This is a genomic window from Mangrovibacterium sp. (assembly GCF_041596335.1).
In the GTDB taxonomy this organism is placed as follows: Bacteria; Bacteroidota; Bacteroidia; order Bacteroidales; family Prolixibacteraceae; genus Mangrovibacterium.
In genome coordinates this window covers 1-25,724 of sequence record NZ_JBFHIT010000020.1, presented here as the reverse complement: position 1 = coordinate 25,724, position 25,724 = coordinate 1, and the positions used below count along the sequence as shown (strand labels likewise).

The following is a 25,724-nucleotide window of genomic DNA, read 5'->3' as shown; positions in this document are numbered from 1 at the left end:
GGGATACAGATGTTTTTAAAAACCAAAGGCAGAATTAATCTTTTCGTCTGAAAATGATTAGTTTTAAGGCTTTAGCCTTCAACCTGTGAAAAAATTAATTTGTCTTTCTCTCCTTTGCTTTTCAGCATTCATTCTTAGTGGTCAGTCCGACTTGTGTCGTAAATCGACTGAGGGAACCGAATTCTATTTTGGTTTTATGGAAAGCCGAACGTATAGTTCAAACCACGAGTTGGAACTTACAGTTACCTGTCGCGAAAGCTGCAGTTTCGCAATTTATTTCGGTAAAAATTCAATACCATTCGGAACCTATTCGATCGTAGCAAATAACAGTTTACGCGTTTCCATTCCCTGGGAAGACGTCGAAGCAACCGGGTCGGAGGTAATTCAGGATCGGGCGATTCGTTTAATTGCCGAAAAGCCGGTTAATGTTTATGCGCTCAACTATGACCGAAACTCTGCTGATGTGGCTGTGATTTATCCGGTTAGTTCGCTGGGGACTGAATATTTTGCCATGTGTTACGAACCCCGTGTTAATGAAAAAACCAATGGGACTTACGGAAATGGACGAAACAGCGAATTCTTGGTTGTAGCCTCCGAAGATCTCACCGAGGTTAAAATTGTGCCGTCCAAGATCACCGATCAGCTGGCTGCTGCCGGCGATACCATTCAAATTATTCTGAACAAGGGTGAAGTTTACCAGGTACAATCCATGAACACAAACAATCTTACAGGGCAGGGCGATTTAACCGGTAGCTTTGTCTTGAGCGATAAACCGGTTGCTTTCTTTTCCGGGTCGCTGGCAACTACCGTACCGGCCGAATCCGGAGTTTCAGCCTGGGACCATTTGTACGAACAAATTCCGCCATTGCCTTCGTGGGGACGCGATTATTATGCGGTGCCGCTGAAATCGCGGGAGCAGGATCTCTACCGGATTATGGCTGCTAAGGATGGAACGACGGTTTATATCGATGGTTTTTCGCCTATTCAACTCGATCGGGGCGAGTTTGAGGAAATCATACTTTATCACAATCAACCCCGCCGTATTTATGCCGAAAAGCCGATTCTGGTGGCTCAGTATAGCCAGTCGCAATCGGTCGATTCTGACTATACAGGCAATAACGGCGATCCTTTTATGATCATTCTCAGTTCATCTTCGCAATCAAAGAACGATGTCACATTTGTGGCCTATGATTCGGATGAGATTGAAAAATATTTTGTCAATGTAATTTCCCTGACGAACGAGCTTTCCGGTCTGCAGCTTGACGGGAATAGTATTGGAACTGAGTTTACTCCGTTTACAAATTCGCAATATTCGTGGGCTCAGCTCGAGATTAATCCCGGAACCTACCGACTCTGGAACACAAACGAAGATCGAGGGTTTTTAGCCTATGTTTATGGTTTCGGTGGAGTTGAATCATACGGTTACGGAGTTGGTTTCAACCTGGATCTGGTGCTGGATCTTGGGGAAAGTATCGACTTTTCGGGCGACACCCTGTTGCTGTGTTACGGAGAGAGAAAAGTGCTGGATGCTGGCCCTTATTTCGATTTTTACGAGTGGAATACCGGTGAAACCAGTGCGCAGCTAACAGTCTCTGAAGGAGGAAAATACAAGGTGAAGGTTGGCACAATCGATGGTTGCGAGCTGTCAGATTCAATTTATGTTTATATGAGTCACCCGGTAACTGATTTAGGGGTTGATGTAGTGGAAGAATGTGCGCCATACGCGATTGAGCTGAGTGGGAACGATGGCTATTCGGCCTATTTGTGGCAAAACGAAGAAGGGGATACGCTTTCTACCGAACAAAAATATACTGTCAACAGCACCGGAACTTACCGTGTGACGGTAGTCGACGAATATCAGTGCTCGACACAGGACAGTATGGAGCTGGTTGTGTTTCCGGTTCCCGAAGTCGAACTTAAAGCCGACAGTCTGATTTGCGGCGCCTTGACGGCCGAAGTAACCGTTTCCATCAGCAATGCAGCTGAAAATTTGTGGAATTATCCGGGCAGTTTCAACTGGTCGGCAGATAAAACAGCGGACGTTAGTTTTACGGACGAATCGGACGAATCGGTTCAGGTTGAAGTTGCCGAATGGGGCACATATAAGCTTTATTATGAGCTGAAAACTTTGGATGGTTGCGTGAAAACTGATTCGGTCAGCGTTCATTTTCATCAGTTGCCGACCTCAAGTTTTGAGTTTGAGGACAATTCGGTTTGCGAAGGCTATAGTAAAAAACTGGTGTTTACCGGTCAGGCAACCGACAGTGCTTCGTTTTATTGGGACCTGGACGGCTGTCAGTTTTTAGACACGATCGACTCGAATACCTTTGTCGTTTCGGTCGGTGCTTTTTTGAGCAGGCCTCCCTACATTAGTTTGTCCATTAACGATAACGGTTGCTTAAGCGATACTACGACCCTGGCATTGGGAGCTAAACCCAATTTTACGATGGAAGCCGATCCGTTGCGGGGATGTGATCAGTTAACAGCTTATTTTAGCAGCGAGTTGCTGACCGAAGATTTAGTGGATTTTGAATGGACTTTTCACGATGGCGAAATTGTGAGCGACCAAACGGCCGAAAAGTTTTACGATTCACCGGGCTTTTATTCGGTTAGCCTCAATATTACAAACCCGGTTACCGGATGTCGGAACGGGTTTACGCTGGATAGCATGGTGCAGGTGTTTCCAACACCGATAGCCACAATCGTAGCCGACCCATCATTTTGTTACCCCGATTCCGCTGAGGTTTTCTGTGGAAATAGTATCGACTCTACTTTTTGCTTCTGGTCGTTCGATGGGATGCATCAAACGGGTGGTTCAAACGATTCAATTCAGGTGTTTCTGGATGAACCACAGGGACTGATTGGCCTTCAGGTGGAGGAATTTGGGTGTTTGAGCGAACCGGTGGAGATGACATTGAAACGGTTGCCACATTTTGATTTTGATACGGATTACACAGAAGGTTGTCAGCCTTTTAGCCTGGAGATTACAGCCCAAGCGCAGGACGATGAATTGAGTTTTGAATGGTTTCCCGGTACACCCGAGGCTCAGGCCGGATCGGTGCTCTACCTCAGCTTGGCTGATTCCGGAAGTTATGATGTTCAACTGGCGTCCTTTTCGAACCAAACCGGTTGTACCGATACCTTGTTGAAGCGCAATTGGATTTATGTGCACCCGAAGCCAATCGCTGCTTTTGATGTTGATTATCCAATTGCGACGATCCGACATCCTGACCTTTCGTTTACCAATGAGTCTGAGTTGGCCGATTTGTACCAATGGGATTTTGGCGATGGTGGATTTACGGTCGAAACCAACCCGGAACACAGCTATACCGAACTCGGTGATTACAATGTTGTTTTGATTGCCGAATCGAATTTTGGTTGTACCGATACGAGCAGTGTGCTCATTCAGATTATTCCTTTTGATCCGCCAACACCAAATGCTTTCCGTCCTGAAAGCAATATTGCTGAAAACACGACATTTATGCCGGCTGGATTGGCTGTCGATCCGGCAAATTTCGACCTTAAAATATACGATCGGTGGGGGCAGATCTTATTCGAGTCACACTCGCCGGACCACCCGTGGGATGGGAATTCAACGAGTGGACAGGCTGCTCCGATGGGGAATTATATCTGGATTAGCAGCTATGTTGATGTGCAAGGGTATTACCATCAGCAAAAAGGGCAGATTTTATTGATCCGCTGATTTCGAAAGGCCCCGGAGAACGTTAATCCAATGGTTTAAATGAGGTTTGTAAAATCTTTTTAGTTGTTTTTTTGTTTCTTTTAAAGAAAAGTTATCCTCTTGGTGAATAGATTTATTTACGTGATCGGACTCCTGTTTCTCTCACTACAACTAGTGGGGCAGGATCTCTGTGAGCGCTCAACCGAAGGAACGGAATTTTGGCTTGGTTTCATGGAGGGGAGAAACGACAATCCTTACGGGCACGATTTGACGATTTCTGTCACATCCTCGTATGACACCAAATTTTCAATTTACATTGATGGCGGAACGACTTTATATGGGAGTTATTCGATTGGCAGTAACTCGGATCAAATTGTTACGATCTCATGGGAGTTAGTTGAGGTAACTAATTCGGAAGAGATTGAAACAAAGGGTATTTATCTAAAGGCTAATGATCCGGTGAATGTTTATGCGATGAACCATGATTATAAGTCTGCGGATGCTGCAGTGATCTATCCAACTGAATCAATAGGGAAAGAATATTTTACCCTGTGTTATGAGCCTCATTTTGCGACTTATAGTGCTCTTGTAGATGGTGTTGTTACAACCGGTTATAACGGACGTAACAGTGAATTTTTAATTGTAGCTACGGAAGATGATACGCAGGTTACCGTAACCCCTTCAAAAGTTACCGCAGGTTTAAAACCAGCCAACATACCATTTACAATTCAGCTAAACAAAGGGCAAACCTACCAGGTGCAATCAGCCAATAGTGACGGCCTAACAGGGCAGGGCGATTTGACCGGAAGCTATATTGCAGCCGATAAAAATATTGCGGTTTATTCGGGCAATTTTGCGACAACTGTTCCTCGACTCAGTCAGGATCCTTTCTTCCCCGACAATCTTTCCGGATATGACCATCTATACGAGCAAATGCCTCCTTTGTATTCCTGGGGAAAAGAATATTACGCTGTTCCGTTAATGGGGCGCGTTCAGGATTTCTACCGAATTATCGCCAGCCAGGACGGAACAACCGTAGATGTAGGAGAGTTTTGGGATCCTTTTGTGCTTAACAGGGGAGAGTTCAAAGAGATTATTCTCGGGGCCGATCAGGCAACGCCAATAATTGCCGATAAGCCAATTCTGGTCGCTCAATACAGTGCTTCGCAAACCTACTCCGGTGGTGCTTTGGAATATGGTGATCCATCCATGATCGTTCTGAGTTCTTCTGCTCAATCCAAGAACAATGTAACCTTTGTGGCCTATGAATCAGCCAGTATAACAAGTTATCACATCAATATCATCAGTCTTACAGATCAGGTCGCGAATTTGCGATTGGATGGAAATACAGTTAGTGCCACTCCATTTGCCGGGACTAAATATTCTTACGCGCAGGTGCTTTTAAATAGCAGTGGTTCTCACACTTTGTTGAATACCGAAGCTGATGAAGGGTTTCTGGCATACGTTTATGGGCAGGGAGACAAAGAATCATATGGCTATCCGGTGGGTTTCAATCTAAATATTGTGTTGGATTTGGGAGAGAGCTCCAATTTCGAAGGCGATACGCTTTTGCTGTGTGCCGGCGATACATTGACACTCGATCCCGGTCCGTATTTCGACTCCTATGCCTGGTCTACCGGCGAAACTAAGCAGTCCATTCGGGTAGCCGAAGAGGGGCTCTATAAAGTGACGACTACGGTCAGCGATTGTCCCTCGCTGCAAGACTCGGTGTATGTGCTTTACAGTAATCCGCAGGTGACAATCGAGGCCGATCGGTTTTATGACTGCGCTCCGGCTGAAATCAGTCTGCAGGCCGTGTCGACTGATGCGGTGTCTTTTCTATGGGAAAGTATGGAGGGAGATTCTTTGACATCCGATCAGACCATCGTGGTCGATTCTACGGCTCTTTTTAGAGTTACCGTAACAAATCAATATGGATGTCAGGCGATGGACACAACAGATGTAATTGTCTTCGGAAATCCGCCTGTGACAATTAATGCCGATACCTTGGTTTGCGGCGACCTGAAAACAACTTTATCGGTTGATTTGGGTAGTTATCCGGATTCGCTATGGAACACTGCCCCCGGAGGATTTCAGTGGTCTTCCAATAACCCTGCGGTTTTGTTTGATGACCAATCGGATGCATCTGCTACCATTCAGGTTCCAGCTTACGGGATTTATGAGGTTTATTACAAATTAACCACGAAGGATGGTTGTGAAAGTGGCGATACCCTTGAAATGGAATTCTCTGTTGTCCCAAGTTTGAATATTATCGCCGATCGGTTTTACGATTGCTCGGCGTCTACGATCACTCTGGTCGGAGATACGCCTGATCCTGCCAGTGTTTCTTTTCAATGGTTTAGTGCTGAAGGAGACCTTCTCAGTACAAATCAATCGCTCGACGTTGATTCTACGGCTCTTTATCTGCTATCGGTTGAAGACGAATTTGGCTGCATCGCTGTGGATACCGCTGACGTAATCATCTTTGGCAATCCGCCTGTCACCATTCACACGGTAGACGCTCAATGTGGAGATTTAACTGCGCTTGTCGAAGTCGATTTTGCCGGTTATCCGGATTCGTTGTGGAATGTGTCGGGAAGCTTCCTTTGGTCGTCTCCCAATTTAGAGTTGGACGCTACAGAGCTCGCCTCAGCTACCGTTACTGCTCCTGATTATGGAGTTTATGAGGTATCATATCAATTGGAAACCAAAGATGGCTGCGTGAGTAGTTCTAACCTAGAGATTGAATTTCTTCAGAAACCGTCGGCTTCATTCAGCTTCAATTTTCAACCGGTTTGCCATAGTTACACCGAGACGCTGCAATTCACCGGAACAGCTTCTTCTGAAGCCGATTTGCAATGGACATTGAACCACGCGACAATCACAAACTCGATTGACAACGGTGTTTATGACGTGTTGATTGATGAATATTCGGGTGAAAAGCCTTCGATTCAGTTAATTGTTGACGATGGAGGTTGTCGCGATACAGCTTATATGGAGGAACCGGACAGCTTTGCTGATGAACGAAATCTGAGTCTCGATTTTACAGCTTCGGATACCATTTCGTGCGATTCGTTGGAAACGCAGTTGTTCGTTAGTTTGGTGCAGGCAGGCTTGCAGTACACTTGGGAAAGTGACCTGGGAACCGGCTCAGGAGAGCGTATTACTGTTCATACTTCAGAACCCGGATTCTATGATGTTAGTCTGACTGCCTTTTCGGCTGCCAACGGATGTAAGAGTACCCTGACCAAAGTTGGCTACCTGCAGTTGTTGCCGGCGCCAATAGCTGCTTTTTCGGTCGACAACCCGATTGTGTCGCTGGATCAGTCATTGGTGACCTTTCGGAATAGTTCTCAATATGCCGACTCCTATACCTGGATTTTTGGCGATGGAAACCAATCGACTGTATTCGAACCAACACACGAATATTTGGGACTGGGGACTTATCAGGCGAGTTTGATTGCTGACTCTGATGCCGGTTGTGCCGATTCAAGCTCCATGTCAATTCAGGTTGTTTTAGATCAGCTATTTGCGCCTAATGCCTTTCGGCCTGATAGTGATATACCGGAAAACCGAACATTCATGCCGACAGGATTAGGCCTCAATGGGACAACTTTTACCTTGCAAATTTTCGATCGTTGGGGGCAGGTGATTTTCGAATCCTATTCAGCCGATAATCCCTGGATCGGAACCAATAAAATGGGTGAGGACGCGCCAATGGGGAACTACATTTGGTTGGCTACTTATCGCGATCAGCTGGGCGTTCAACACAAACAAAAAGGTCAGATTCTACTAATTCGTTAGCGGCCGCCGAATCGTTCTTCGTAAGGAGTAAAAAATGGTAGATCAGAAGTTTGCCGTTTTTTGTTCAGAACAAACGCCAGTGATATTTCACTGGTGCCACCACTTTGCCCCGCCAATCCGGAAACAGTCCAGTCGTAGGTGTAAGTCATTTGCATCCATGGAGTTGTGTACCCAACCAGTAAAATCACCGCGTCGTATCGTACCCCAAAGTTTTGCCTAAACCAAGCACCTCCGGTAAGTCCGCGTTTAGTAGCAAACATGCCGTAATTAATTTGTTCCGATACACCTTGTTTTTGCAAAATTAACTGAGGCGATATGTCGAATTTTTTCCGCAAATGACCATGGCGGAATACCGGTAACCGGGCACCGGCATGCAAGCTGTATTTGCGGGGTAATTTACTGTCTGACAGGTTTTCTTCAGAAAAAGACAGATCTGGTTCGGTGAGGTGATGAACAGCCAGACCACCAAAAAACCGTTTGCTGTACAGTAGCAGTCCGAAGGAATAATCGAGATAGGAAAAGCGGTTGTCGGTAAACACTTCGGCTGACGTGCCGGGGAGTCCGTTGTTCGATTCCAGATTGTCGGCAAAAATCAGCTCATTTGTTTTCAGGGTATTTTCGGCATAGCCAACTTGCAGCCCACCGTGAAAATAGAAGTCGTCATTCAACTTTACCCCAACGGAATAAGCGGCGTTCAGTTGAAAGGAGTTCAACGCCTGACTGGCCTGCGCGTCATTCAACAAATAGAAACCCAGACCACCTTGTAGTTTCTCCACCGGCAGATCGATCGCTGCCGAATAACTGGAGTAGGCACCCTCCATTTGTTGCCATTGGTCGCGGTATTGCAGTGCGACCCGAGGCGCGCCAATTGTTCCGGCAAAGGCCGGATTCAGGTAAAGAGGGTTCGCAAAATATTGCGAAAACGAAACATCCTGGCCGCTACTACCTGCGACAACAAAAAAGGCCAACATGATAAATAGGCCGGCTCGTAATTGTAGTTCGAATGTTCCTTTTTTGCGCATCGCCTAAAAGTATATAAAATCCAATTAATTGTGTTGATATTCAGCTTGAATATATCGGTATTTTGTTCGAAACAAATAAGACTTGCTGCCTGGAATACGGTTGGTTCAACACATCTGGAACATGTGGAGCAGCGGGAATTTAATCTTTTCAGGATAAGTTGGGGTGCCGATCAATTGCCATACCTGCCCGGACAAAAAGAAAATTTATCTCAGTGGTTTTAGGCTGAAACTGAACAGCCGGACTTGTAGGCCGGCTGTTTTATCGTTGTCGTTGAAAATCTTATCTCTTAAAACAACCGGCGAAATCCGATTAGTTCTTTTACTTCCTTTAGTGTTGCTGAAGCCGATTCGCGGGCTTTTTCAGCACCCATTCGAGCTACTTTCGCCAAGTAGGCATCATCTTCCAGAATCTCGGTAATCCGCTCGCGAATTGGCGTGGTGAAGGCCACAATGTCTTCCGCCAATTGCTTTTTCAAATCACCATAGCGAATGCTGCAGTCGTTGTATGCAGCGTCAAACTGTTTCACCACTTCCGGATCGCTCATAATCTTCATTAGCGAGAACAGGTTTTGAATTGGTTCCGGTTTGGGCGAATTTGGCTCGGTTGGGCCGGCATCAGTTACCGCACGCATCACCTTTTTACGAATCGATTTTGGGTCTTCGAATAACGCGATGGCATTTCCTTCCGATTTGCCCATTTTTCCGCTTCCATCGAGACCCGGAATTTTGATCATATCGCCACCGTCGAAGGTGAAGGGTTGTGGTATTGGGAAAACTTCGCGGTTGTACATGCGGTTAAAACGACCGGCAAATTTGCGTGCCATCTCCAGGTTCTGCTCCTGATCTTTGCCGACCGGAACAAATTGAGCTTTATGAATTATGATGTCTGAAGCCATCAGCACCGGATAGGTAAGGAGGCCGGCATTCACGTTTTCGGGCTGTTTTCGGGCTTTTTCCTTGAACGAAGTCGTACGTTCCAGCTCTCCCAAATACGCGTTCATATTCAGGAAGGTGTACAGTTCGGTAATTTCGGGTACGTCACTTTGAATGAAAATCGTCGATTTCTCGGGATCCAATCCGCATGCCAGGTATTCGGCCAGCACCTGTTTTACTCCATTTTGCAGATTTTCAGGCGTCGGATGGGTTGTCAACGAGTGGATGTCGGCAATAAAAAAGTAGCAGTTGTAATCGTTCTGCATTTTCAAAAAGCTGCGTACTGCTCCGAAATAATTTCCCAGATGCAGGTTCCCGGTTGGCCGGATGCCGCTTACGACAGTTGCTTTAGTCATTCTTGTAATCGTGATTGAGAATTAAAATTCACATGGCTAATTCTTCATTTCGAAAGGTTTGCCGTGCATGTTTTTAACCTGCATAATACTGTTCGCAGGTTCGATGTGCAAAATTAACCTGATTCCTTGAAACTCAAAATTTTATTTTGAAGATTGGATTTTCAGATTCAATGCAATGAAGGATCTGCTGTCAAAAAAAAAGAATCCGCTTAATCGCGTTCAGCAAATTGAATTGAAGAAAGAGCGAATAAAGCTTTCATTTGGAAGAGTAGGCTTGTTTGCAATCATGCGATCGACCGAATAGGTGCGAAATGCTATGACGGTATAATATGTCTTAATCGTTATCATTTAATTAAGTAGTGGGCACGGTAATCAGTATTGTCCTATATTTGAACTAAATATTTAATACCACAAAAACACAATGAAAACAATTGCGACGCTATTTGTAATGCTGATTTCGATCTCGGTGTATTCACAAGACATAATCGTGAAGAATAGCAATGAAACGATTAACTGTAAGGTTACTGAGCTTGGAGCCGACGAAGTAAAATACTACTATGGCGACAACGCTAAGCTTGTTTTTGGGATCGATAATGCGTTGGTGAATCGGGTTGAGTTCGCGACCGGTGAAGTTGTTGTTATCGGGAAAAACAGTTTTGAGAACCCGGAGTACTATGTTAATCAATCGAAAAATGCCTTGAAAATAAACTTTCTTTCACCGCTTTTCGGGAGTACCGAAATTATTTATGAAAGAAACATCGAACCGGGAAGATCGTGGGAAGTTGCGTTGGGAATTGTTGGATTAGGGAATGATATCCAATATGTTGATCCGGCCGGAGTTTATGGAAAATTTGCGTATAAACTTTACCGGAATCCCGATTTTTATATGCGCCGCATGCACTATTCCCACTTGCTAAAAGGAGCCTATTTTGCTCCTGAAATAGCATTGCGCTATATGTCGTACGATAGCGAACGTTGGGATTACTGGACAGGTGATAATTATGCTGTCACCAGAGAAAACCAATTTACCCTGGCTGTCATGTTGAAATTCGGAAAACAATGGGTGTTTGACGACTCGTTCCTTGTTGATGTTTTTTGCGGTGTGGGCTATGGATTTGGCGCCGATGAATACGATGCTTTGCCCTATGGATTCCTGGTAGCGCCGGACGATTTTCCAATCGCATTAACGAGTGGAATGCGGATTGGTTGGGTTTTTGGGAAATAGCGGCAGCTAGATTATCAACTGCTTCTCAATTGCATAAATTGAGATCTGTGTCTGTCGTCTTCTGTTAAGGTCACCGCGATTGGTTCAGCAAAGTTTATTGGTCAAAAGAAATTTGGAATCAGGAAGATTTATTTTACTCTGGTAAGCAATTTTGTTTAACGGTAGTTCAGCAATTTTGTATTTCCCATTTCCCAAAATAATCTTTAGTTTTAGGCTTCAATTTAGAAAAAATGGACCGATCGCTTTTATACGGAAGAGAACTGACCTGGCGCAACGTGAAAATGGAGGCCCGGCCTGCTGTTGTTTTTTCTGATTGAAAAGCGGAAAGAGGGATTTGCTGATGTGTCGGCAAATCCCTCTTTGACGTTTTCTACAAACCTTTTAAACGAAATAAAATCATGACCAGACAAAAGAAAATTTTTCTCGATGAAGCTGATATGCCTAAACAGTGGTACAACCTGGCTCCGGATCTACCAACGGCGCTAAATCCGCCTCTCGGACCGGGTGGTGTGCCCGTAACTCCCGAGATGTTGGCACCCGTGTTCCCGATGAACCTGATTGAGCAGGAAGTGAGCCAGCAACGGTGGATTGATATTCCCGAGGAAATCCGTCAACATTTGTTTCGCTGGCGTCCGAGCCCGTTAATTCGGGCTTATGAGCTGGAAGAGGCGCTGGGGACACCAGCCAAAATTTACTATAAAAACGAAGGTGTTTCGCCTGCAGGAAGTCACAAACCCAACACAGCCATTCCGCAGGCATGGTATAACAAACAATTTGGCATTAAAAAGCTTACAACCGAAACCGGAGCCGGCCAGTGGGGATCGGCGCTTTCGTTTGCCTGTAAGGTTATTGGTGGTATCGAGTGTAAAGTGTACATGGTGAGGGTGAGTTTCGACCAAAAGCCGTTTCGCAAAATGATGATGCAAACCTGGGGCGGGACATGTATTTCCAGCCCCAGTATGGAAACTCAAGCCGGTCGCGATATTCTGGCCAAATACCCCGACACGCCGGGATCGCTTGGTATTGCCATTTCCGAAGCTGTTGAGGCTGCTGTTACCGACCCAACCGGACAAACCCGCTACGCGCTGGGATCGGTGCTAAACCATGTCATGTTGCATCAAACGATTATCGGTTTAGAAGCCAAAAAGCAGCTTGCCAAAGTGGGCATCAGCAAACCCGATGTGGTGATTGGCTGTTGCGGAGGCGGTAGCAATTTTGCCGGCCTTTCGTTTCCGTTCATCTACGATAAAATTAATGGAGCCGATATTCAGGTGATTGGTGCCGAGCCATTCTCGTGTCCAACACTGACTAAAGCGCCGTTCATATACGATCATGGCGATGTGGCGCAAATGACCCCTTTGATGGCGATGCACAGTTTAGGGCATAACTTTGTACCAGCACCTATTCATGCAGGAGGTTTGCGTTACCACGGAATGGCGCCACTAGTGAGTGCCGCTTTGCGCGACGGCCTCATGGAAGCACAGGCCATCCACCAAAGCGAATGTTTTGAAGCCGGCTTGTTGTTTGCCAAAACGGAAGGAATTATTCCGGCACCCGAAACCACTCATGCCATTGCGTCAACGATTCGCGAGGCCAAAAAAGCCAAGGAAGAAGGCAAGGAAAAAGTCATCTTATTCAACTTCTCCGGTCACGGATTGATGGACCTGGTTGGTTACGACAAATACATGGGCGGTCATCTGTCGGACTACGAATACCCCGAACATGAAATAGCAACAAATTTAGCGGCATTGAAAGGATATCCGCTACCAAAATAATCTGTGGTTTTATTGATCGGGCGACCTTGATCCGTCCGGTCAATACCTTGACGACCAGTGACTCTTTGTTCGTCCGGAAAGGGTCATTCACGTGTTCTATTTAAAATCCCTTCGGAAGGAAGGAGAAAATAAGTGTTTCAGAAAAAACGGATAGATAATTCGACTAAGGTTTCAACCCAAGGCTCCAGTCAACTTGTAAATAGACATAATTTCTCCCCTTTTTTCGGTGTTTGCTGAGATGAGGGGCGTTTTGTTGGTTGGACCAAATGATGCAATTGGTACATTATTCCCCTTCATGATCAATCCGGAAATTCATGGCGTAGTTTTTAGGAAGATTTTGATGTTTGTGAAAGTGCGAAAACTCGTAGCTTAACTGAACTCCAAAGTAAAAAATAAGTGAGGAGTAGTAGATCCACATCAGCAATACAACAATGGAGCTGGCAGCTCCGTAAACCGCACCTAGATTGCTGGATCCCACAAGCAACCCGATCAGAAGTTTTCCCAGCGTGAAGAAGATAGAGGTAAAAAAGGCGCCGAACCAGGCAGCGTTCCACCGGACTAAAACATCAGGCAGAAAACGGTATATCAGCGCAAACGATGTCATAATAATTCCAAGGGTAACAACCAGGTTGGTTATCCAGGCAAGCACGACGAAATTCGGGGAAAAATAGGTGGACAAAAAATCGCGCAGGATATTAATACCGGCATCAACTACCAACGATATGAGCAACACAAAGCCGATCGTAAGAATTACCCCGAACGACAAAAGGCGATCCATTACCAACTTAATCAAATTCATTTTCAGGTTCGACTTTACCCGCACACGCCAAATGAAATCAATAGAATTCTGCATCACGCTGAACAGGGTAGTGGCGAAAACCAGAAACGCCACAATCCCGATAATCGATCCGATTCCGCTGTTTTCGACAATCCGGTAATTGTCGATGGCATTTTCCAGCAATCCGGTACTGTCGGGACCGACCAAAACACCGAGTTCTTCGAAGAGTTTTTCGCGGATCGTGCTTTTTCCGGCCAGATAGCCAAACACTGAAATAATGACAATCATGATTGGCGCCGTTGAGAAGATGGCGAAATAAGCCGTTGTGCCGGCCAGTTCTACCGGACGGTTATCCAGAAAATGGACCGTCGATTTACGGAGAATTGTCCAGAGGTTCTTTACCTTTTTTTTCGCTTTGTTTCGGTTCATAATTGTCTCTTCGTTAAATTTATACGGTCGTGTCTGTGTTCTGTTGTCCGCAGTTTTTATTTGACTGCAATTCTCCTAACTGAGCAGTACGTAAAACAGCGACAACCTGTTTTTTACGTTGAATCCGATGGTCTAAAATCGGTTCAGTTTTCGTTATCCGTACTCTTTCCTGTTCGTTTTTTTAGATTCTCAATTTAGCACCTTCAGCGGCTCTTTATGGGGTTAGCTAGGTGTTTCGGAAATTATCTTTTGCTCCGCAGGCTAAATTTATAACTTCGACATCGGGCATTTTGGAATAACTTCAATCTCTTTGTTTCCTGGCTGAAAGTTTAAACACTTCAGCTGTTTTTACGGAAAGTTACTAAGAATTCTATTGCAGCTCAATAGCGTTTCCCAATTCATTTGTGGCAGCATAGATGCTAGTTTCGATGGACAGAGACGAAACTAGCTTCGATACTTTTCTGCCTGGGCCGAAATGAAATCAGACCATCCGGTATTTTTGATTAACTTTGGCGCTGACAATTTTGACAAGAAAATGGAATCAACAAGACAACAAAAGATAAGTCGGCTACTACAGAAGGAGTTGGCCGACATTTTTCAGAAAGAAAGCCGTACGATGTTTATGGGGAAAATGATTAGCGTGACCACCGTGAGAGTGACTCCCGATTTGGGAATGGCCAAATCGTACCTGAGCATTTTTCCGACTGATGGCATTCGCGAAGTTTTAAAGGAAATTCGTATCGCGAACCCCAAGATTCGCTATTTGCTCGGACGTCGGGTGGGGAAACAAATCCGGGTAATTCCGCAACTGGAATTTTATATCGATGATAGCCTCGATTACATCGAAAAGATAGACGATCTACTGAAATCAGAATAAAAGTCGCAGTTTCAGCCTCGGTTCGCAACGCGCGAAAACTGAAATCTGCAACTCCAAACTCGAACCCGAAGTATGCAATACGACCCGATTAAACGTTCGCTGGGGAAGGTTTTCAACCAAACTCCGGCGCTGAGAAAACTGTTTTACCGCCTCCTCGATTTGTTGTTGTTAAGGGCCTGGCATGTTCGCAAAGAATTAAAAAATCTGCCATTGGGTGCCGATTGCTCCATTCTCGATGCAGGCTCCGGTTTTGGTCAGTACACCTACCGGATGAGCCGGTTGTTCCCAAAATCAACCATTTTGGCAGTGGATGTGAAAGAAGAGCAGATTGCCGATTGTAACCGTTTTTTTACCCAGATACACCAAAGCAATCGGGTTCGGTTCGAAGAGGCTGACTTAACCAAATTTGTGCAGCCCGAACGTTTCGATCTGGTTTTGTCGATTGATGTGATGGAACACATTGAGGAAGATGTTCTGGTGTTCAAAAATTTCTACCAATCGCTGAAAACGGGAGGCGTCGTTCTCATTTCAACTCCTTCGGATCAAGGTGGGTCGGATGCTCACGATCATGATCATGAGGAAGGAGGCGTACATGGCTTTATCGACGAGCATGTTCGCGATGGCTACAATATTGCTGAAATTGAAACCAAACTCAAATCCGCAGGTTTCTCGCGGGTTGAAGCGCGCTACTCATACGGATGTCCCGGAAAAATCTCGTGGCGTCTTTCCATGAAATATCCGATTCAGTTGCTGGGTGTAAGCAAGCTGTTTTTCATCATACTTCCTTTTTGGTATGTGCTGGTGTTCCCCATTTCGGCTGTCCTGAATTATTTCGATGTAAAAAATACGCACTCCAGCGGAACTGGTCTGATTGTTAAAGCCATAAAATAGGTGAAGCTCGCCTTTTACATAGCTCGCCGTTATCTGGTTTCGAAGAAATCAATTCATGTGATTAACCTGATTTCGGCTCTCTCGGTAATCGGGGTGGCCGTTGGAACAATGGCCTTGATTGTGGTGCTCTCTGCCTTCAATGGAATCGACAATTTTATCCAGGGAATGCTTTCCAGCTTCGATCCCGACCTAAAAATTACTGCTGCGGAGGGCAAAAGTTTTTCGCTTGACAATCCTGAAATAATCCAATTAAATGAGCTTGAAGGTATCGCTTCGTTTATGCAGGTGGTGGAAGATAATGCGCTGCTGCAATACGACGAGCGTCAAAAATACGGCATTGTGAAAGGTGTTGAAGCTAATTATGCGGCATTTTCGGGGATGGACTCGATGGTGATTGATGGTAGTTTTATTTTGAATCACGACAACCGGATGTTTACCGTAATTGGACAGGGCGTGGCCGTTGATTTGGGCGTTGGTCTCAGCTTCGTCAACCCAATCCATGTGTATTACCCCAAGCGCGAGCAGAAAAGCAGGCCGATGATGGAGAATGCCTTCAATCACGATTATGTGTTTGCGACCGGTGTATTCTCTGTTCAACAGGAAATTGATGCGCAATATATTCTGGTGCCGATTGAGTTCGCCCGCGAAATTTTTGAACTCAATGGCCGGGTTACATCATTGGAGCTGAAGTTAAAACCCGGAGTCGCGGTTTCCGACATTCAGGAGCAAATTAAAGCCCTTTTGGGACCGGCATATAACGTACAGGACCGCTACGAGCAGCACGAGTTTTTATATCGCGTGATGAAGTCGGAGAAATGGACCAGTTTTCTTATCCTGAGTTTCATTCTCATTATCGCTTCTTTCAACTTACTGGGCTCGCTCACCATGATCATTCTCGATAAAAAGAACGATATCTATATTCTCGAAAGCATGGGAGCCAATCAACGTTTAATCCGTCGGATATTTCTGCTCGAAGGATGGATGATTGCGATTACGGGCGCCATTGTGGGGGTTTTAGCCGGAGTTGGACTGATATGGGCGCAAACTCGTTTTGAGCTCTTAAAACTGCCCGGAGGAGGCGCATTTGCCATTTCGGCGTACCCCGTGAAACTGCAGCTTTTCGATGTGTTGGCCACCTTGGCCATTGTTCTGGCTATTGGTTTTCTGGCTGCCTGGTATCCGGTTCGGTCAATCAAAAAATAATTTTCCGGAACCTTATCCTCTGAGATGAAAGCCAGTGTGCTTTGGTGATCTGATTCGTTCTCTCAATATTCTACGGGCAATGAGAAGAATGAGAATTTCGTATGCGTTATCGTGCGGAGTCAAGACGCAGTACTCCCGGTTTAACTCAAGAACTAAATGAGGCCGTTTGCCATGTAAAAAAAAGACCCCGAAATAAATTCGGGGTGACTGTGATCTGTATGTTTCAAATTTGCTACTTCAGCAAAAAATCAAAATCATCACCCGAACTGAGTTCATAGGCTACTGCACCTTGCATAAAAATGCGGGCTGAGCGGTTTCCGATGAGATCCAGCTTATTATTTTCCAGTTTCAGCAGTGTACCTTCCCGAAGTCCAACAACATAAGTTAGCGGGTTGATTTCGATAAACTCATTAATTCGTTGTTCGCGGGTTTCACCGGCATGTCCATCGGGGTTGGCATCCATATAATGCGGGTTGATTTGGAACGGAACCAAACCGGTAGTATTGAAGCTTGTTGGGTCAATGATGGGCATGTCGTTGGTAGTTCGAAGTGTTGGACAAGCTACATTCGATCCGGCACTCCATCCAATATAGGGGGTTCCGCTTTGTACATTCCGGCGAATGGTCATCATCAGGTTTTGGTCGTGTAGCATACGAACCAATTGCCATGTATTACCGCCACCAACAACAATTGCTTCGGCTTCTTCAATGGCCTTTTGCGGGTTTTCAAAATGGTGAATGCCCACCACGCTATGGCCTACGCGCTGAAAAGCTTCATTCACTTTTGCTTCGTATTCGTCGAAGCTGAAAGTTACAGCGGCATAGGGAATAAAGAGTGCTTTAACGGGCTTTTCACCCAAAAACTGCTTAATGTGTGGTATCGGAAAACCCAGGTATTCTTCGCCGGGCATAGTTGAATTACTGCTCAATAAAAGTTTCATGTTACGCTTGTTTTTTGGGTTATCGAAAAATCGGAAATCATCCGCGACCAGCAGAGCCTCACAACTTGTTTACGTGGCCGTTTGTATTCCGTTATTCGTGAAGCTAAAATATAATTATTATACGGAAGAGAACAGGAAAATTGTCATGAACCGGATGGCGGCTAGAATGTGATCAATGCCAGACCAATGGAAAAAGGGTACAATTCGGGGCCTTTACCATCAACAAAAAGCGGCTGCAGATCATAGGTCGCAAAAAGGTTGATCCATCGGTAACCAACACGGATGGTGCCCGATACCCGTAAATCGTTGAGATAGAAGTCGCCCGGAACTTTTAGTTTCTGTTTTTTGCCATCGAGTCGGTATTTTACTTTCGTATGCGTACTTAGTCGCAAGCTTCCGATTACTCCGGCAGAAAAGTACAATCGGTTGGCAAAATGATTGATGGGAATTTGAAATTCGATGAGCGCCGGAACGGTTAGATAGGTGGAAGAGAACTTCGATTTCTGGTTGTCCTCGTAGGCTAAATAGATTGGTTCAATGCGTGAAGCTCCTTTTCGGATGGAGGTATTTTGGTTCAAACTATAGGTTTGAATATCCAAGCCCAACCCGGTAACCAAGCCAATAAAATTTCGGTTGCGCTGTAAGCTCACTGATCCTTGAATGAGGTTGATGCTGATTCCGTTTGATTTCCAAAGTGTGGGTTTCAAAAAATCGTCGTCAACTTCGGTGTACATGGAGTAGTCGGCTTGGTCGAGTCCGTTCATACTGACAAAGATTCCGGCCCAGTTTCCTTTAAAAGGCTCGTCCCAAAAATTGAAACCCTGAGGTTGGCTTATATCAAGGATCAACAGGGTCGGTCGATCGTTTTCCTGCAGTGAATCCGGCACAGCGGCTTCGTTTTCCTGTGCTGAAACTGAGTTCAGTGCAGAAACAAGAAAAACGAAAATTAGGATGTAATTTAATTTATTCACTGATTGTTTTTTTTCGAAATTAAGTTTTTCAAACAGAAAAAAGCGCTGTTTATGGTTTTCTGTTAGCGCGTTCTTGCAAAAATACCAATCAATTTGATATTTAAAACCTGACTAATAGGCTTGAATAGCTGGCTGATACCAATGCAGTTTTTCGAAATCGCCTGCCATCCGCATTTATTTCGATCTCGCTTCGTTCCGACACACTGCAGGAAGCAAATATACAAACAAAGGTGGTTGAAATAAAAAGACCTGTTTATGGCAGGTCTTCTGGTGTCGATATTGAGTGTATTCGGCTTAAAAGTTTACCAGGCTGATCCCGATTGAGAACGGGTACATTTCAGGTCCCTTGTTATCTTTAAACAACGATGAGAAACTGTAGGTCGCGTAGAACGAAATATCTTTCAGCCCAATACGGGCAATTGCTGAATATTTGAATGGATTGATGTTAAAACTACCACGATCCTTATCTTTTGAGCGGTCGTTTTTGATTTTGGTATGCGAACCAAGGTTGAGGGCGCCAACCATACCTCCACTGATGAACAGGCTGTTTGTGCCATCATTCACCGGAATCTGGAACTCGAGCATCAATGGAAGCGTCAGGTACGAAACCATAAGTTTCGACTTTTTGAAGTTGTTTTCCTCGATATCAAACGGTAGAATGATGCCTTGGTCTCCTTTATCAATGCTCACCGAATTATCAAATTTGTAGTTGTTCCATTGAAGCCCGAGCCCGGACACAATTCCCACCCGGTGATCTTTCAAACTGATGTTATACTCTACAAAGTTGATGTTGACTTCCAGCGAAGCTGACTGATTCAGGTCCATAAATTCATTCCCCGAGTCTTCGTAGATGAATTCATTCCCAGAGTCTTCGTAAATGCTATAATCGGTGTCGTACAGCCCGTTCACGCCCAGTTCAAAACCCGACCAATGGCCGTTAAAGGGTTTCCGTTCGTCGCGCCATTTGCGCGGATTTTCTATTTTATCTTCTTTGATCACGTTGACATAGGTGTGACTTCTGCCGTCAATAATTTCAATGTTGCGCCGCCCGAGTCGGATGGTCGTGGTGTCGCTGGAATGCTTGTCCTGAATGTTGATTTTATCGTTCAGAAGGCTGACTTCCGTTTTGTTTGGTTCCTCGCTGACGGTGACAATATTCTTTTTCAATACTTTCACCGTTGTGGTGTCCTGGGCTTGCATTTGGATGGCGATCGCAACAAGGGCGATCAGTACAATTAATTTTTTCATAGGTGTGTCTATTTCCAATTTATCGTCAGATAGCAATTGATTTTTAATTTTCATTCTGCCCTATGACGAACGGCATTTGCTGAATGTTACAGGGCTACCGATTTTTTTTGAAGGGAATGGAAAACGCGATCAATCGACTTTCGAACTTTATTTTCTGTATTTTACCTTCTTCGTTGCGGGCTACGTCAAGACGATCGCTCGCAATATTCTGAGCGACCTTTAGGCTGGCGTTGGCCAGGTTGTTGAAAGTGAAGCTTTCTCCTTTTGGAGCGTCGATTAGTTTGTGAGCCAGAAATTCATCGAACGACAGGATATTATCAGTGTGCTGAGGTTCGTTTTTCCCGGGAAAGTGAATCGCCGCAATCAGTTCGTGTTTCATTTCAATACGGGCTTGCAAAGGCCTGATCTTTTCAGGAGCCTGTTCCCGTTGTTGAATTTTGGGTAGCTCGTAAATCTCTGCTTCCTGATTCTGAACAGTAGCCTGATTTTGGGCTGCTTCATCCACTTTTTCCGGTTTCAATTCACCAGAATAGGAGGCAGCCGCTAAATTATTGCTGTTGTTTTCCTGTTGGGTAATTTCTTGTTCGGCAGCTTGAATTTCCTCCTCGAAGATTTCCGGCCGATATTCTTCTGCCAGCCGCAAGTGTGGCACGGAAACTTCACGGTGTGGAATAATGACCCAAACAGTAAAGGTGATTAAAAGAACTGCTGCTGCCCGGATTGCCCATAGGTAAACGGGTTTGCGTTTATGTCGGAGTAGTTTGCCTTTATTGGGGAAAATGAATTGAGGCTCCGGATGCAGACGCATTTTTTGGAGAACCTGCAGCGATTGTAATTTGGCGTTGTCGGCTGCCACATCGTTCAAAAACGCTTGTTTTTGCTGTTCGTTTAAGTCACCTTCAAGAAAAGCAACAGCATGAAAGTCGAAGTCTTCCAGAGTGTTTGATTTGGTTCTGTATAGTTGTTGCTTTTGATCGAATATAACCGATTCGTCCGGAAGCTTCATGGAGGAAACTGCCTTTAATTCTTCGGCTAAGTCGGGGTTATTTCCCAGAAAATCAAGGAAATCATTCACTAAATCGTCGGGCAAAGTGCCATCGATATAGTCGATAAAAAAGCTTTCGTAATTTGACCGGTTAATTTGCATCTCTTCAAACTAAAACATCCATCTTTCCAATATAATTTTTCAAAAACACCCGGGCGCGATAAATGTAAACTTTCACCTGGGACTCGTTAAGCTGTGTTATTTCCGCAATCTCTTTATAGGAATAGCCTTCGTAATCGCGTAATAACAGGACTGAGCGTTGATCGTTGGGGAGCAGCAAAACCGCTTTGTTGAGCACTTCGTGCAGGTCGGTATATTGTTCTGTGTGAACAGCTTCAGTACGAACCTCTTCGATCAGGCTCATGCGGCTGTCTTTGCGCACCACATCAATTAAGCGATGGTAGGCCGTAGCGTACAAGTAGGCCTTCAGCTTTTCAACTGGAAGGGCATTACGATGTACCCACAGTTTCTCGAAGCTGTCCTGAACGATATCGCGAGCTTTTTCCTCGTCGCGAATATTTTTCAGAACAAATCGATAAACTCCATCAGCATGAAGCTTTACAGCTTGGTTAAACTCATCAACGGTCATGGGGTTTTCAGTACGTTTCCCCTTAGGACGGATGAACGCTTATTTTGTTACAGTTAAAAGTTGGGTCAGACTTCTGTTTTCCTCCGAAAGCTCAATAGCTTTCAGAAGTGTTTTGTCAATTAATTTGATGATAGGGTAGAAACCTTCATCGCCGATGATGTTTCGTGAAATGTAGGCCATGATTTGGGTTTCGATGATTTTACCTGATGTTTTCAGACCGGCTGCATTTCGTTTTACACCTTTACTTTCGGCGTAGGAGATAAACTGATTCAGGATTTTAGAATCTCTCAGGTATCTTATAAAGTCATCAGCAGTTGTTAGTTTCTTCAGGTTTTCGCGGTTTTTGTCGCTATAGTCGAAGGCAAATTGGTAGACCAACGATTTTTGGGTGATTTGCGAATAATAGTCAGAAAAACCGGTTGTATCCAGAGGTACAAAATAGTCGGGCATGATTCCGCCTCCACCGTACACAATGCGACCGCTTTTCGTTTCATATTTCAGGCTGTCGGCAAATTGGATGCTGTCGGCCTCCTGAAACTCTCCGTGAGCCGCTCTGTTCACGATATCGTGGTAATATTCGGTGGTTCCGTCTTCGTATGGTTTCTGAATGCTGCGGCCACTAGGCGTGTAGTAACGGGCAACGGTTAATCTTAGTGCAGACCCGTCGGTAAAGGGGATTTGTTCCTGCACAAGGCCCTTGCCGAATGAACGGCGGCCAACAATTACCGCTTTGTCGTTATCTTGTAATGCGCCGGCAAAAATTTCGCTGGCCGAAGCTGAATATTCGTCCATTAGGACAAAAACACGTTTGTCGGCCCAATGAGCTTTTCCGGTTGCAGTGTAGGTTTTTCTGGCTTGTGAGAAACCTTCGGTGTAAACAATCAGGTCACCATTGTCAAGAAATTCGTTCACCATTTTTACTACGGCCATCAGGTATCCTCCGGGGTTTCCGCGCAAATCAACAATGATTTGTTTGGCGCCTGCCTGATGAATTTTATCAACAGCCAGCATAAATTCGGCGTAGGTTTTTTCGGCAAACCGACTAACTTTTACCAGTCCGGTTGAGTCGTTAATCATGTAGCTTACATCAACACTGGTGATCGGAATATCGCCTCGGGTAATTTCATATTGAATCAGGTCGCGAATACCTTTTCGTTTAATTCCAACATTGACGATCGTTCCTTTTTCGCCTCGAAGCAAACTCAATACAGTTTCGTTTTTCACGCTATTTCCGGCAATTAACGAATCGTTGACCTGTACAATCCGGTCGCCCGGCTGAATGCCCAATTTTGACGATGGACCTCCGGAGATCACATCAACAACTTGAACGGTGTCGTTATGAATGGAGAACTGTACCCCAATTCCGCCAAAGTTTCCCTGCATTTCCTCGTTCACTTCCTGCATGTCGCTGGCCGGAATATAGGTTGAATGCGGGTCTAGATTTTTTAACAATACAGGAATCGCCTCTTCGATAATCTCGTCGGTGGCCACCGAATCCACATAGGCATTCGAGATCAGGTCGACAATTGTGCTCAGCTTGTCGGGTTTGGGAGGGGTAAAATTACGCAATCCAATCGGGGTGGATTGGTTAGCCAGATGGTTGCCGAGATAAATTCCTGCAATGACAGATATGGCAATGAGCAGGGGCAAGTAGATTCTCGTATTTTTATTCATGATCTTGTGTCTGTTTTCCTAATTCTGTTCTTCAATTTCGACCTGAACAACCTCAATGCTCGCCCGCTTTAGTAATTCAATGCCATCTTCCAGCCGATAGCTGTCGGTAAATACAACGCGTTTTATCCCAGCCTGGATAATCAGTTTCGCACATTCCAAACAGGGCGAAGACGTTACATACATGGTGGCTCCGTCGCTGCTGTTGCTCGATTTGGCGACCTTGGTTATCGCGTTGGCTTCAGCATGCAAAACGTATGGCTTGGTTTTATTGTTTTCGTCCTCACAAATATTTTCGAAACCGGAAGGGGTGCCGTTATATCCATCTGAAATAATCATTTGGTCTTTCACCAAAATAGCACCGACTTGTCGCCGTGTGCAGTACGAATTCTGAGCCCAGATGGAAGCCATTTTAAGGTATCGCTTATCCAGGAGGTATTGTTTGTTGTTCATCGCTTTTTTAACTGAATCTCCAAAAGTAATAAATGCGGTTGCTTTTGCGCTATAAACAAGCATTAAAAAACGTTCACCTCTATTAAGAAATGAACGTTTCGGTTATGCGGAATTGCATGACTATCAGACATGCATAAATTTCTCGACTAAGTTTAGTAAATCTTTCGAGCGAATTGGCTTAGCCAGATATTCGTTGCATCCGGCGTTAAGCGCTTTCGCACGATCTTCGGCCATTGCAAATGCGGTTTGCGCAATAATCGGGATTGATGGGTTAATCGATTTTATGATGCGTGTCGCTTCGTAACCATTCATTTCCGGCATCTGCAGATCCATTAATATCAAATCGAAATCCTGGTGCTTTTTAAACAAATCAACCGCTTCAAGACCATTTTTAGCCCATACGATCTCTGCCTTAATTTTACTTAGAACAGCATTCAGATATAAGTAATTCGACTCAACATCTTCAGCAATTAATATTTTCATTGAATCAACTACGATCATAGTATTTCTTTTTGAATGAGAGACAAAGATATTGCATCCGATTATTAAATGCTATACCAAAAATGGATTATTTGCCTGAAACGAAAAAGGCTTTTCTGTAAAAAGAGATTTGAAGTAGTTGAAACAGCAGTTTCAAAATTGGCGAATTGGCCTTCCGGGTTTCAGTAAACTGCCGGAATTGTTGGCTGTTGTCGTTGCTTCTACAGCGTTTAAAACAGGCTTGATTGATTGAATTCCAATTCCGGGTAACCCACTCTGTGTGTCGATTCCGGATTGTTGCCAATGGCGTTTTTCCCTTTCAAAGTGCCAACGGTGTACGAGTCCATTTTATCCTGGTTGTAGGGCTGAATGATTGATGCGATGTACTGCTCGTCTGCCTTTGAGTGAATGGGCTTCAGCCATTCGTCAGCAACATCTTCCGAAAGTATTAACGGCATTCTCGGTCCATCGGCCTTCGGATTGTTATGAATTCGAGACATCATCGGGTTTCCTGATGTGGTAACAATCGAGAATGTATTCAACAACGTTCCTGTTGCTTTGTCGTCCCATTCACTCCAGAGTCCTGCTAATACCATCGGCGATTCGTCCTTGTTAAAAATGAAATAGGGGTAGGTTTTACCCCGAAAATGATGGTATTCGAAAAAGCCATCAACATAAATCAGGCATCTTTTTGATTTGGCTGATTCGCGAAAGGCAGGTTTTTCAAAGAGAGTTTCTCCACGTGCATTCAACGTTTGGTTCCCTATTTTGGTGTCGTTCGCCCAGCTTGGAATTAGTCCCCAGAGCGAAGGGGTAGGGACGAATGGCTTGGCGGTTGTGTAGATCAATACGGTTGGATGACTAAAACCGTCAGCAAAGAAAAGGTCTTTCCCTTTATCGTCGATGATTTCGGCTTCTTCTTTCCAAACCTTTTTCCAGTGTTGATACCTTTTTTTCTGGGTCGAAAGCTTCGATTTAAAACTGTAACACATTGTATTTTTTAAACTTATTGGGATGAACCAAACAGATAAAACATTTTTGGCAAAAATCGTCTCTCATGTGCTCGTCTATGGAAAACAACAACACAGGTTCCGGAAGGTTGCGGTATTCTGAAGAAACGGGAGGGCGCTGCAGGGTATCAATGCCCGTAAAAAGCAAAAAACCTCTCAAATCAAGTGTTTGAGAGGTTTCTGTACCCGGGGCGGGAATCGAACCCGCACTTTGTTACCAAAACTGGATTTTGAATCCAGCGCGTCTACCAATTCCGCCACCCGGGCCTGAATTAGCGATGCAAAAATAGTGGAAAAATCTTTCGCTCAAAGCAATTCAGTAAAAAACTTTTGTGTTTTTAT

At 44.8% G+C, this 25,724-nt stretch carries 19 protein-coding genes and 1 tRNA gene; 7 read left to right on the top strand and 13 right to left on the bottom strand.

The window, feature by feature from the left end; genetic code table 11:
- Positions 1–85 precede the first annotated feature (85 nt).
- Together ABZD21_RS08885 and ABZD21_RS08880 are read left to right on the top strand one after the other, a co-directional pair.
- A complete protein-coding gene (locus tag ABZD21_RS08885) occupies positions 86–3,703 on the top strand; it encodes a PKD domain-containing protein (RefSeq protein ID WP_372774499.1) in 3,618 nt (1,205 codons plus the stop codon).
- A 102-nt stretch (positions 3,704–3,805) separates the two neighbouring features.
- On the top strand, positions 3,806–7,486 hold the full coding sequence (locus ABZD21_RS08880; protein ID WP_372774498.1) for a PKD domain-containing protein: 3,681 nt from the start codon (positions 3,806–3,808) through the stop codon (positions 7,484–7,486).
- Here ABZD21_RS08880 and ABZD21_RS08875 read toward each other — a convergent pair.
- Both ABZD21_RS08875 and trpS read right to left on the bottom strand, forming a co-directional pair.
- Positions 7,483–8,508, bottom strand: a complete 1,026-nt coding sequence (locus ABZD21_RS08875) for a PorP/SprF family type IX secretion system membrane protein (protein WP_372774496.1) — start codon at positions 8,506–8,508, stop codon at positions 7,483–7,485. The two genes, ABZD21_RS08880 and ABZD21_RS08875, sit on opposite strands and share 4 nt — an antisense overlap.
- A 287-nt stretch (positions 8,509–8,795) precedes the next feature.
- Positions 8,796–9,797 (bottom strand): tryptophan--tRNA ligase, encoded by a 1,002-nt coding sequence (trpS, locus tag ABZD21_RS08870; protein ID WP_372774495.1) that lies wholly within the window; start codon positions 9,795–9,797, stop codon positions 8,796–8,798.
- 421 nt (positions 9,798–10,218) lie between these two features.
- Between trpS and ABZD21_RS08865 the strand changes: the two genes are divergently transcribed.
- Positions 10,219–11,022 carry a hypothetical protein gene (locus ABZD21_RS08865; RefSeq protein WP_372774494.1) on the top strand — a complete coding sequence of 268 codons (804 nt, stop codon included), beginning with the start codon at positions 10,219–10,221 and terminating at the stop codon, positions 11,020–11,022.
- 398 nt (positions 11,023–11,420) lie between these two features.
- On the top strand, positions 11,421–12,797 hold the full coding sequence (locus ABZD21_RS08860) for a TrpB-like pyridoxal phosphate-dependent enzyme (protein WP_372774492.1): 1,377 nt from the start codon (positions 11,421–11,423) through the stop codon (positions 12,795–12,797).
- A gap of 283 nt (positions 12,798–13,080) precedes the next feature.
- Here ABZD21_RS08860 and ABZD21_RS08855 read toward each other — a convergent pair whose 3' ends face one another.
- A complete protein-coding gene (locus ABZD21_RS08855; RefSeq protein ID WP_372774491.1) occupies positions 13,081–14,004 on the bottom strand; it encodes a YihY/virulence factor BrkB family protein in 924 nt (307 codons plus the stop codon).
- A 535-nt stretch (positions 14,005–14,539) separates the two neighbouring features.
- On the opposite strand from ABZD21_RS08855, the gene rbfA reads away from it, so the two are divergent.
- The 3 genes from rbfA to ABZD21_RS08840 all read left to right on the top strand — a co-directional run bounded on the left by rbfA (position 14,540) and on the right by ABZD21_RS08840 (position 16,975).
- The gene (gene rbfA / locus ABZD21_RS08850; protein ID WP_372774489.1) at positions 14,540–14,881 is read left to right on the top strand and encodes a 30S ribosome-binding factor RbfA; all 342 of its coding nucleotides are present in this window, start codon (positions 14,540–14,542) and stop codon (positions 14,879–14,881) included.
- Between the two features lie 72 nt (positions 14,882–14,953).
- The gene (locus tag ABZD21_RS08845) at positions 14,954–15,772 is read left to right on the top strand and encodes a class I SAM-dependent methyltransferase (RefSeq protein ID WP_372774488.1); all 819 of its coding nucleotides are present in this window, start codon (positions 14,954–14,956) and stop codon (positions 15,770–15,772) included.
- Positions 15,773–16,975: an ABC transporter permease gene (locus ABZD21_RS08840; RefSeq protein ID WP_372774486.1), complete on the top strand. Its 1,203-nt coding sequence runs from the start codon at positions 15,773–15,775 to the stop codon at positions 16,973–16,975.
- A 232-nt stretch (positions 16,976–17,207) separates the two neighbouring features.
- On the opposite strand, the gene pepE is transcribed toward ABZD21_RS08840, so the two are convergent.
- The 10 genes from pepE to ABZD21_RS08790 form a co-directional block, all read right to left on the bottom strand.
- Positions 17,208–17,915, bottom strand: coding sequence for a dipeptidase PepE (gene pepE / locus ABZD21_RS08835; RefSeq protein WP_372774485.1), 708 nt, complete (start codon positions 17,913–17,915; stop codon positions 17,208–17,210).
- Between the two features lie 161 nt (positions 17,916–18,076).
- A complete protein-coding gene (locus tag ABZD21_RS08830; RefSeq protein WP_372774483.1) occupies positions 18,077–18,886 on the bottom strand; it encodes an outer membrane beta-barrel protein in 810 nt (269 codons plus the stop codon).
- A 294-nt stretch (positions 18,887–19,180) separates the two neighbouring features.
- Positions 19,181–20,134, bottom strand: coding sequence for an outer membrane beta-barrel protein (locus ABZD21_RS08825; RefSeq protein WP_372774481.1), 954 nt, complete (start codon positions 20,132–20,134; stop codon positions 19,181–19,183).
- 94 nt (positions 20,135–20,228) lie between these two features.
- The gene (locus tag ABZD21_RS08820; protein ID WP_372774479.1) at positions 20,229–21,281 is read right to left on the bottom strand and encodes a hypothetical protein; all 1,053 of its coding nucleotides are present in this window, start codon (positions 21,279–21,281) and stop codon (positions 20,229–20,231) included.
- 4 nt (positions 21,282–21,285) lie between these two features.
- Positions 21,286–21,768, bottom strand: coding sequence for an RNA polymerase sigma factor (locus tag ABZD21_RS08815; RefSeq protein ID WP_372774477.1), 483 nt, complete (start codon positions 21,766–21,768; stop codon positions 21,286–21,288).
- Between the two features lie 39 nt (positions 21,769–21,807).
- Complete coding sequence (locus tag ABZD21_RS08810; RefSeq protein WP_372774475.1) at positions 21,808–23,442, bottom strand: S41 family peptidase; 1,635 nt, start codon at positions 23,440–23,442, stop codon at positions 21,808–21,810.
- Between the two features lie 18 nt (positions 23,443–23,460).
- On the bottom strand, positions 23,461–23,892 hold the full coding sequence (locus ABZD21_RS08805; RefSeq protein ID WP_372774473.1) for a cytidine/deoxycytidylate deaminase family protein: 432 nt from the start codon (positions 23,890–23,892) through the stop codon (positions 23,461–23,463).
- A 123-nt stretch (positions 23,893–24,015) separates the two neighbouring features.
- Positions 24,016–24,393 (bottom strand): response regulator, encoded by a 378-nt coding sequence (locus ABZD21_RS08800; RefSeq protein ID WP_372774471.1) that lies wholly within the window; start codon positions 24,391–24,393, stop codon positions 24,016–24,018.
- A gap of 209 nt (positions 24,394–24,602) precedes the next feature.
- Positions 24,603–25,364 carry an SOS response-associated peptidase gene (locus ABZD21_RS08795; RefSeq protein ID WP_372774470.1) on the bottom strand — a complete coding sequence of 254 codons (762 nt, stop codon included), beginning with the start codon at positions 25,362–25,364 and terminating at the stop codon, positions 24,603–24,605.
- Between the two features lie 201 nt (positions 25,365–25,565).
- Positions 25,566–25,649 (bottom strand) — tRNA-Leu (locus tag ABZD21_RS08790).
- Between the last annotated feature and the right edge of the window lie 75 nt (positions 25,650–25,724).

Bases quoted from the DNA above. Each gene is read 5' to 3' on its own strand.
- ABZD21_RS08815 (WP_372774477.1), bottom strand. From the start codon at position 21,768: ATGACCGTTGATGAGTTTAACCAAGCTGTAAAGCTTCATGCTGATGGA.
- ABZD21_RS08820 (WP_372774479.1), bottom strand. From the start codon at position 21,281: ATGCAAATTAACCGGTCAAATTACGAAAGCTTTTTTATCGACTATATC.
- ABZD21_RS08810 (WP_372774475.1), bottom strand. From the start codon at position 23,442: ATGAATAAAAATACGAGAATCTACTTGCCCCTGCTCATTGCCATATCT.
- rbfA (WP_372774489.1), top strand. From the start codon at position 14,540: ATGGAATCAACAAGACAACAAAAGATAAGTCGGCTACTACAGAAGGAG.
- ABZD21_RS08855 (WP_372774491.1), bottom strand. From the start codon at position 14,004: ATGAACCGAAACAAAGCGAAAAAAAAGGTAAAGAACCTCTGGACAATT.
- pepE (WP_372774485.1), bottom strand. From the start codon at position 17,915: ATGAAACTTTTATTGAGCAGTAATTCAACTATGCCCGGCGAAGAATAC.
- ABZD21_RS08875 (WP_372774496.1), bottom strand. From the start codon at position 8,508: ATGCGCAAAAAAGGAACATTCGAACTACAATTACGAGCCGGCCTATTT.
- ABZD21_RS08795 (WP_372774470.1), bottom strand. From the start codon at position 25,364: ATGTGTTACAGTTTTAAATCGAAGCTTTCGACCCAGAAAAAAAGGTAT.
- ABZD21_RS08845 (WP_372774488.1), top strand. From the start codon at position 14,954: ATGCAATACGACCCGATTAAACGTTCGCTGGGGAAGGTTTTCAACCAA.
- ABZD21_RS08860 (WP_372774492.1), top strand. From the start codon at position 11,421: ATGACCAGACAAAAGAAAATTTTTCTCGATGAAGCTGATATGCCTAAA.
- ABZD21_RS08825 (WP_372774481.1), bottom strand. From the start codon at position 20,134: ATGAAAAAATTAATTGTACTGATCGCCCTTGTTGCGATCGCCATCCAA.
- ABZD21_RS08865 (WP_372774494.1), top strand. From the start codon at position 10,219: ATGAAAACAATTGCGACGCTATTTGTAATGCTGATTTCGATCTCGGTG.
- ABZD21_RS08800 (WP_372774471.1), bottom strand. From the start codon at position 24,393: ATGATCGTAGTTGATTCAATGAAAATATTAATTGCTGAAGATGTTGAG.
- ABZD21_RS08805 (WP_372774473.1), bottom strand. From the start codon at position 23,892: ATGAACAACAAACAATACCTCCTGGATAAGCGATACCTTAAAATGGCT.
- trpS (WP_372774495.1), bottom strand. From the start codon at position 9,797: ATGACTAAAGCAACTGTCGTAAGCGGCATCCGGCCAACCGGGAACCTG.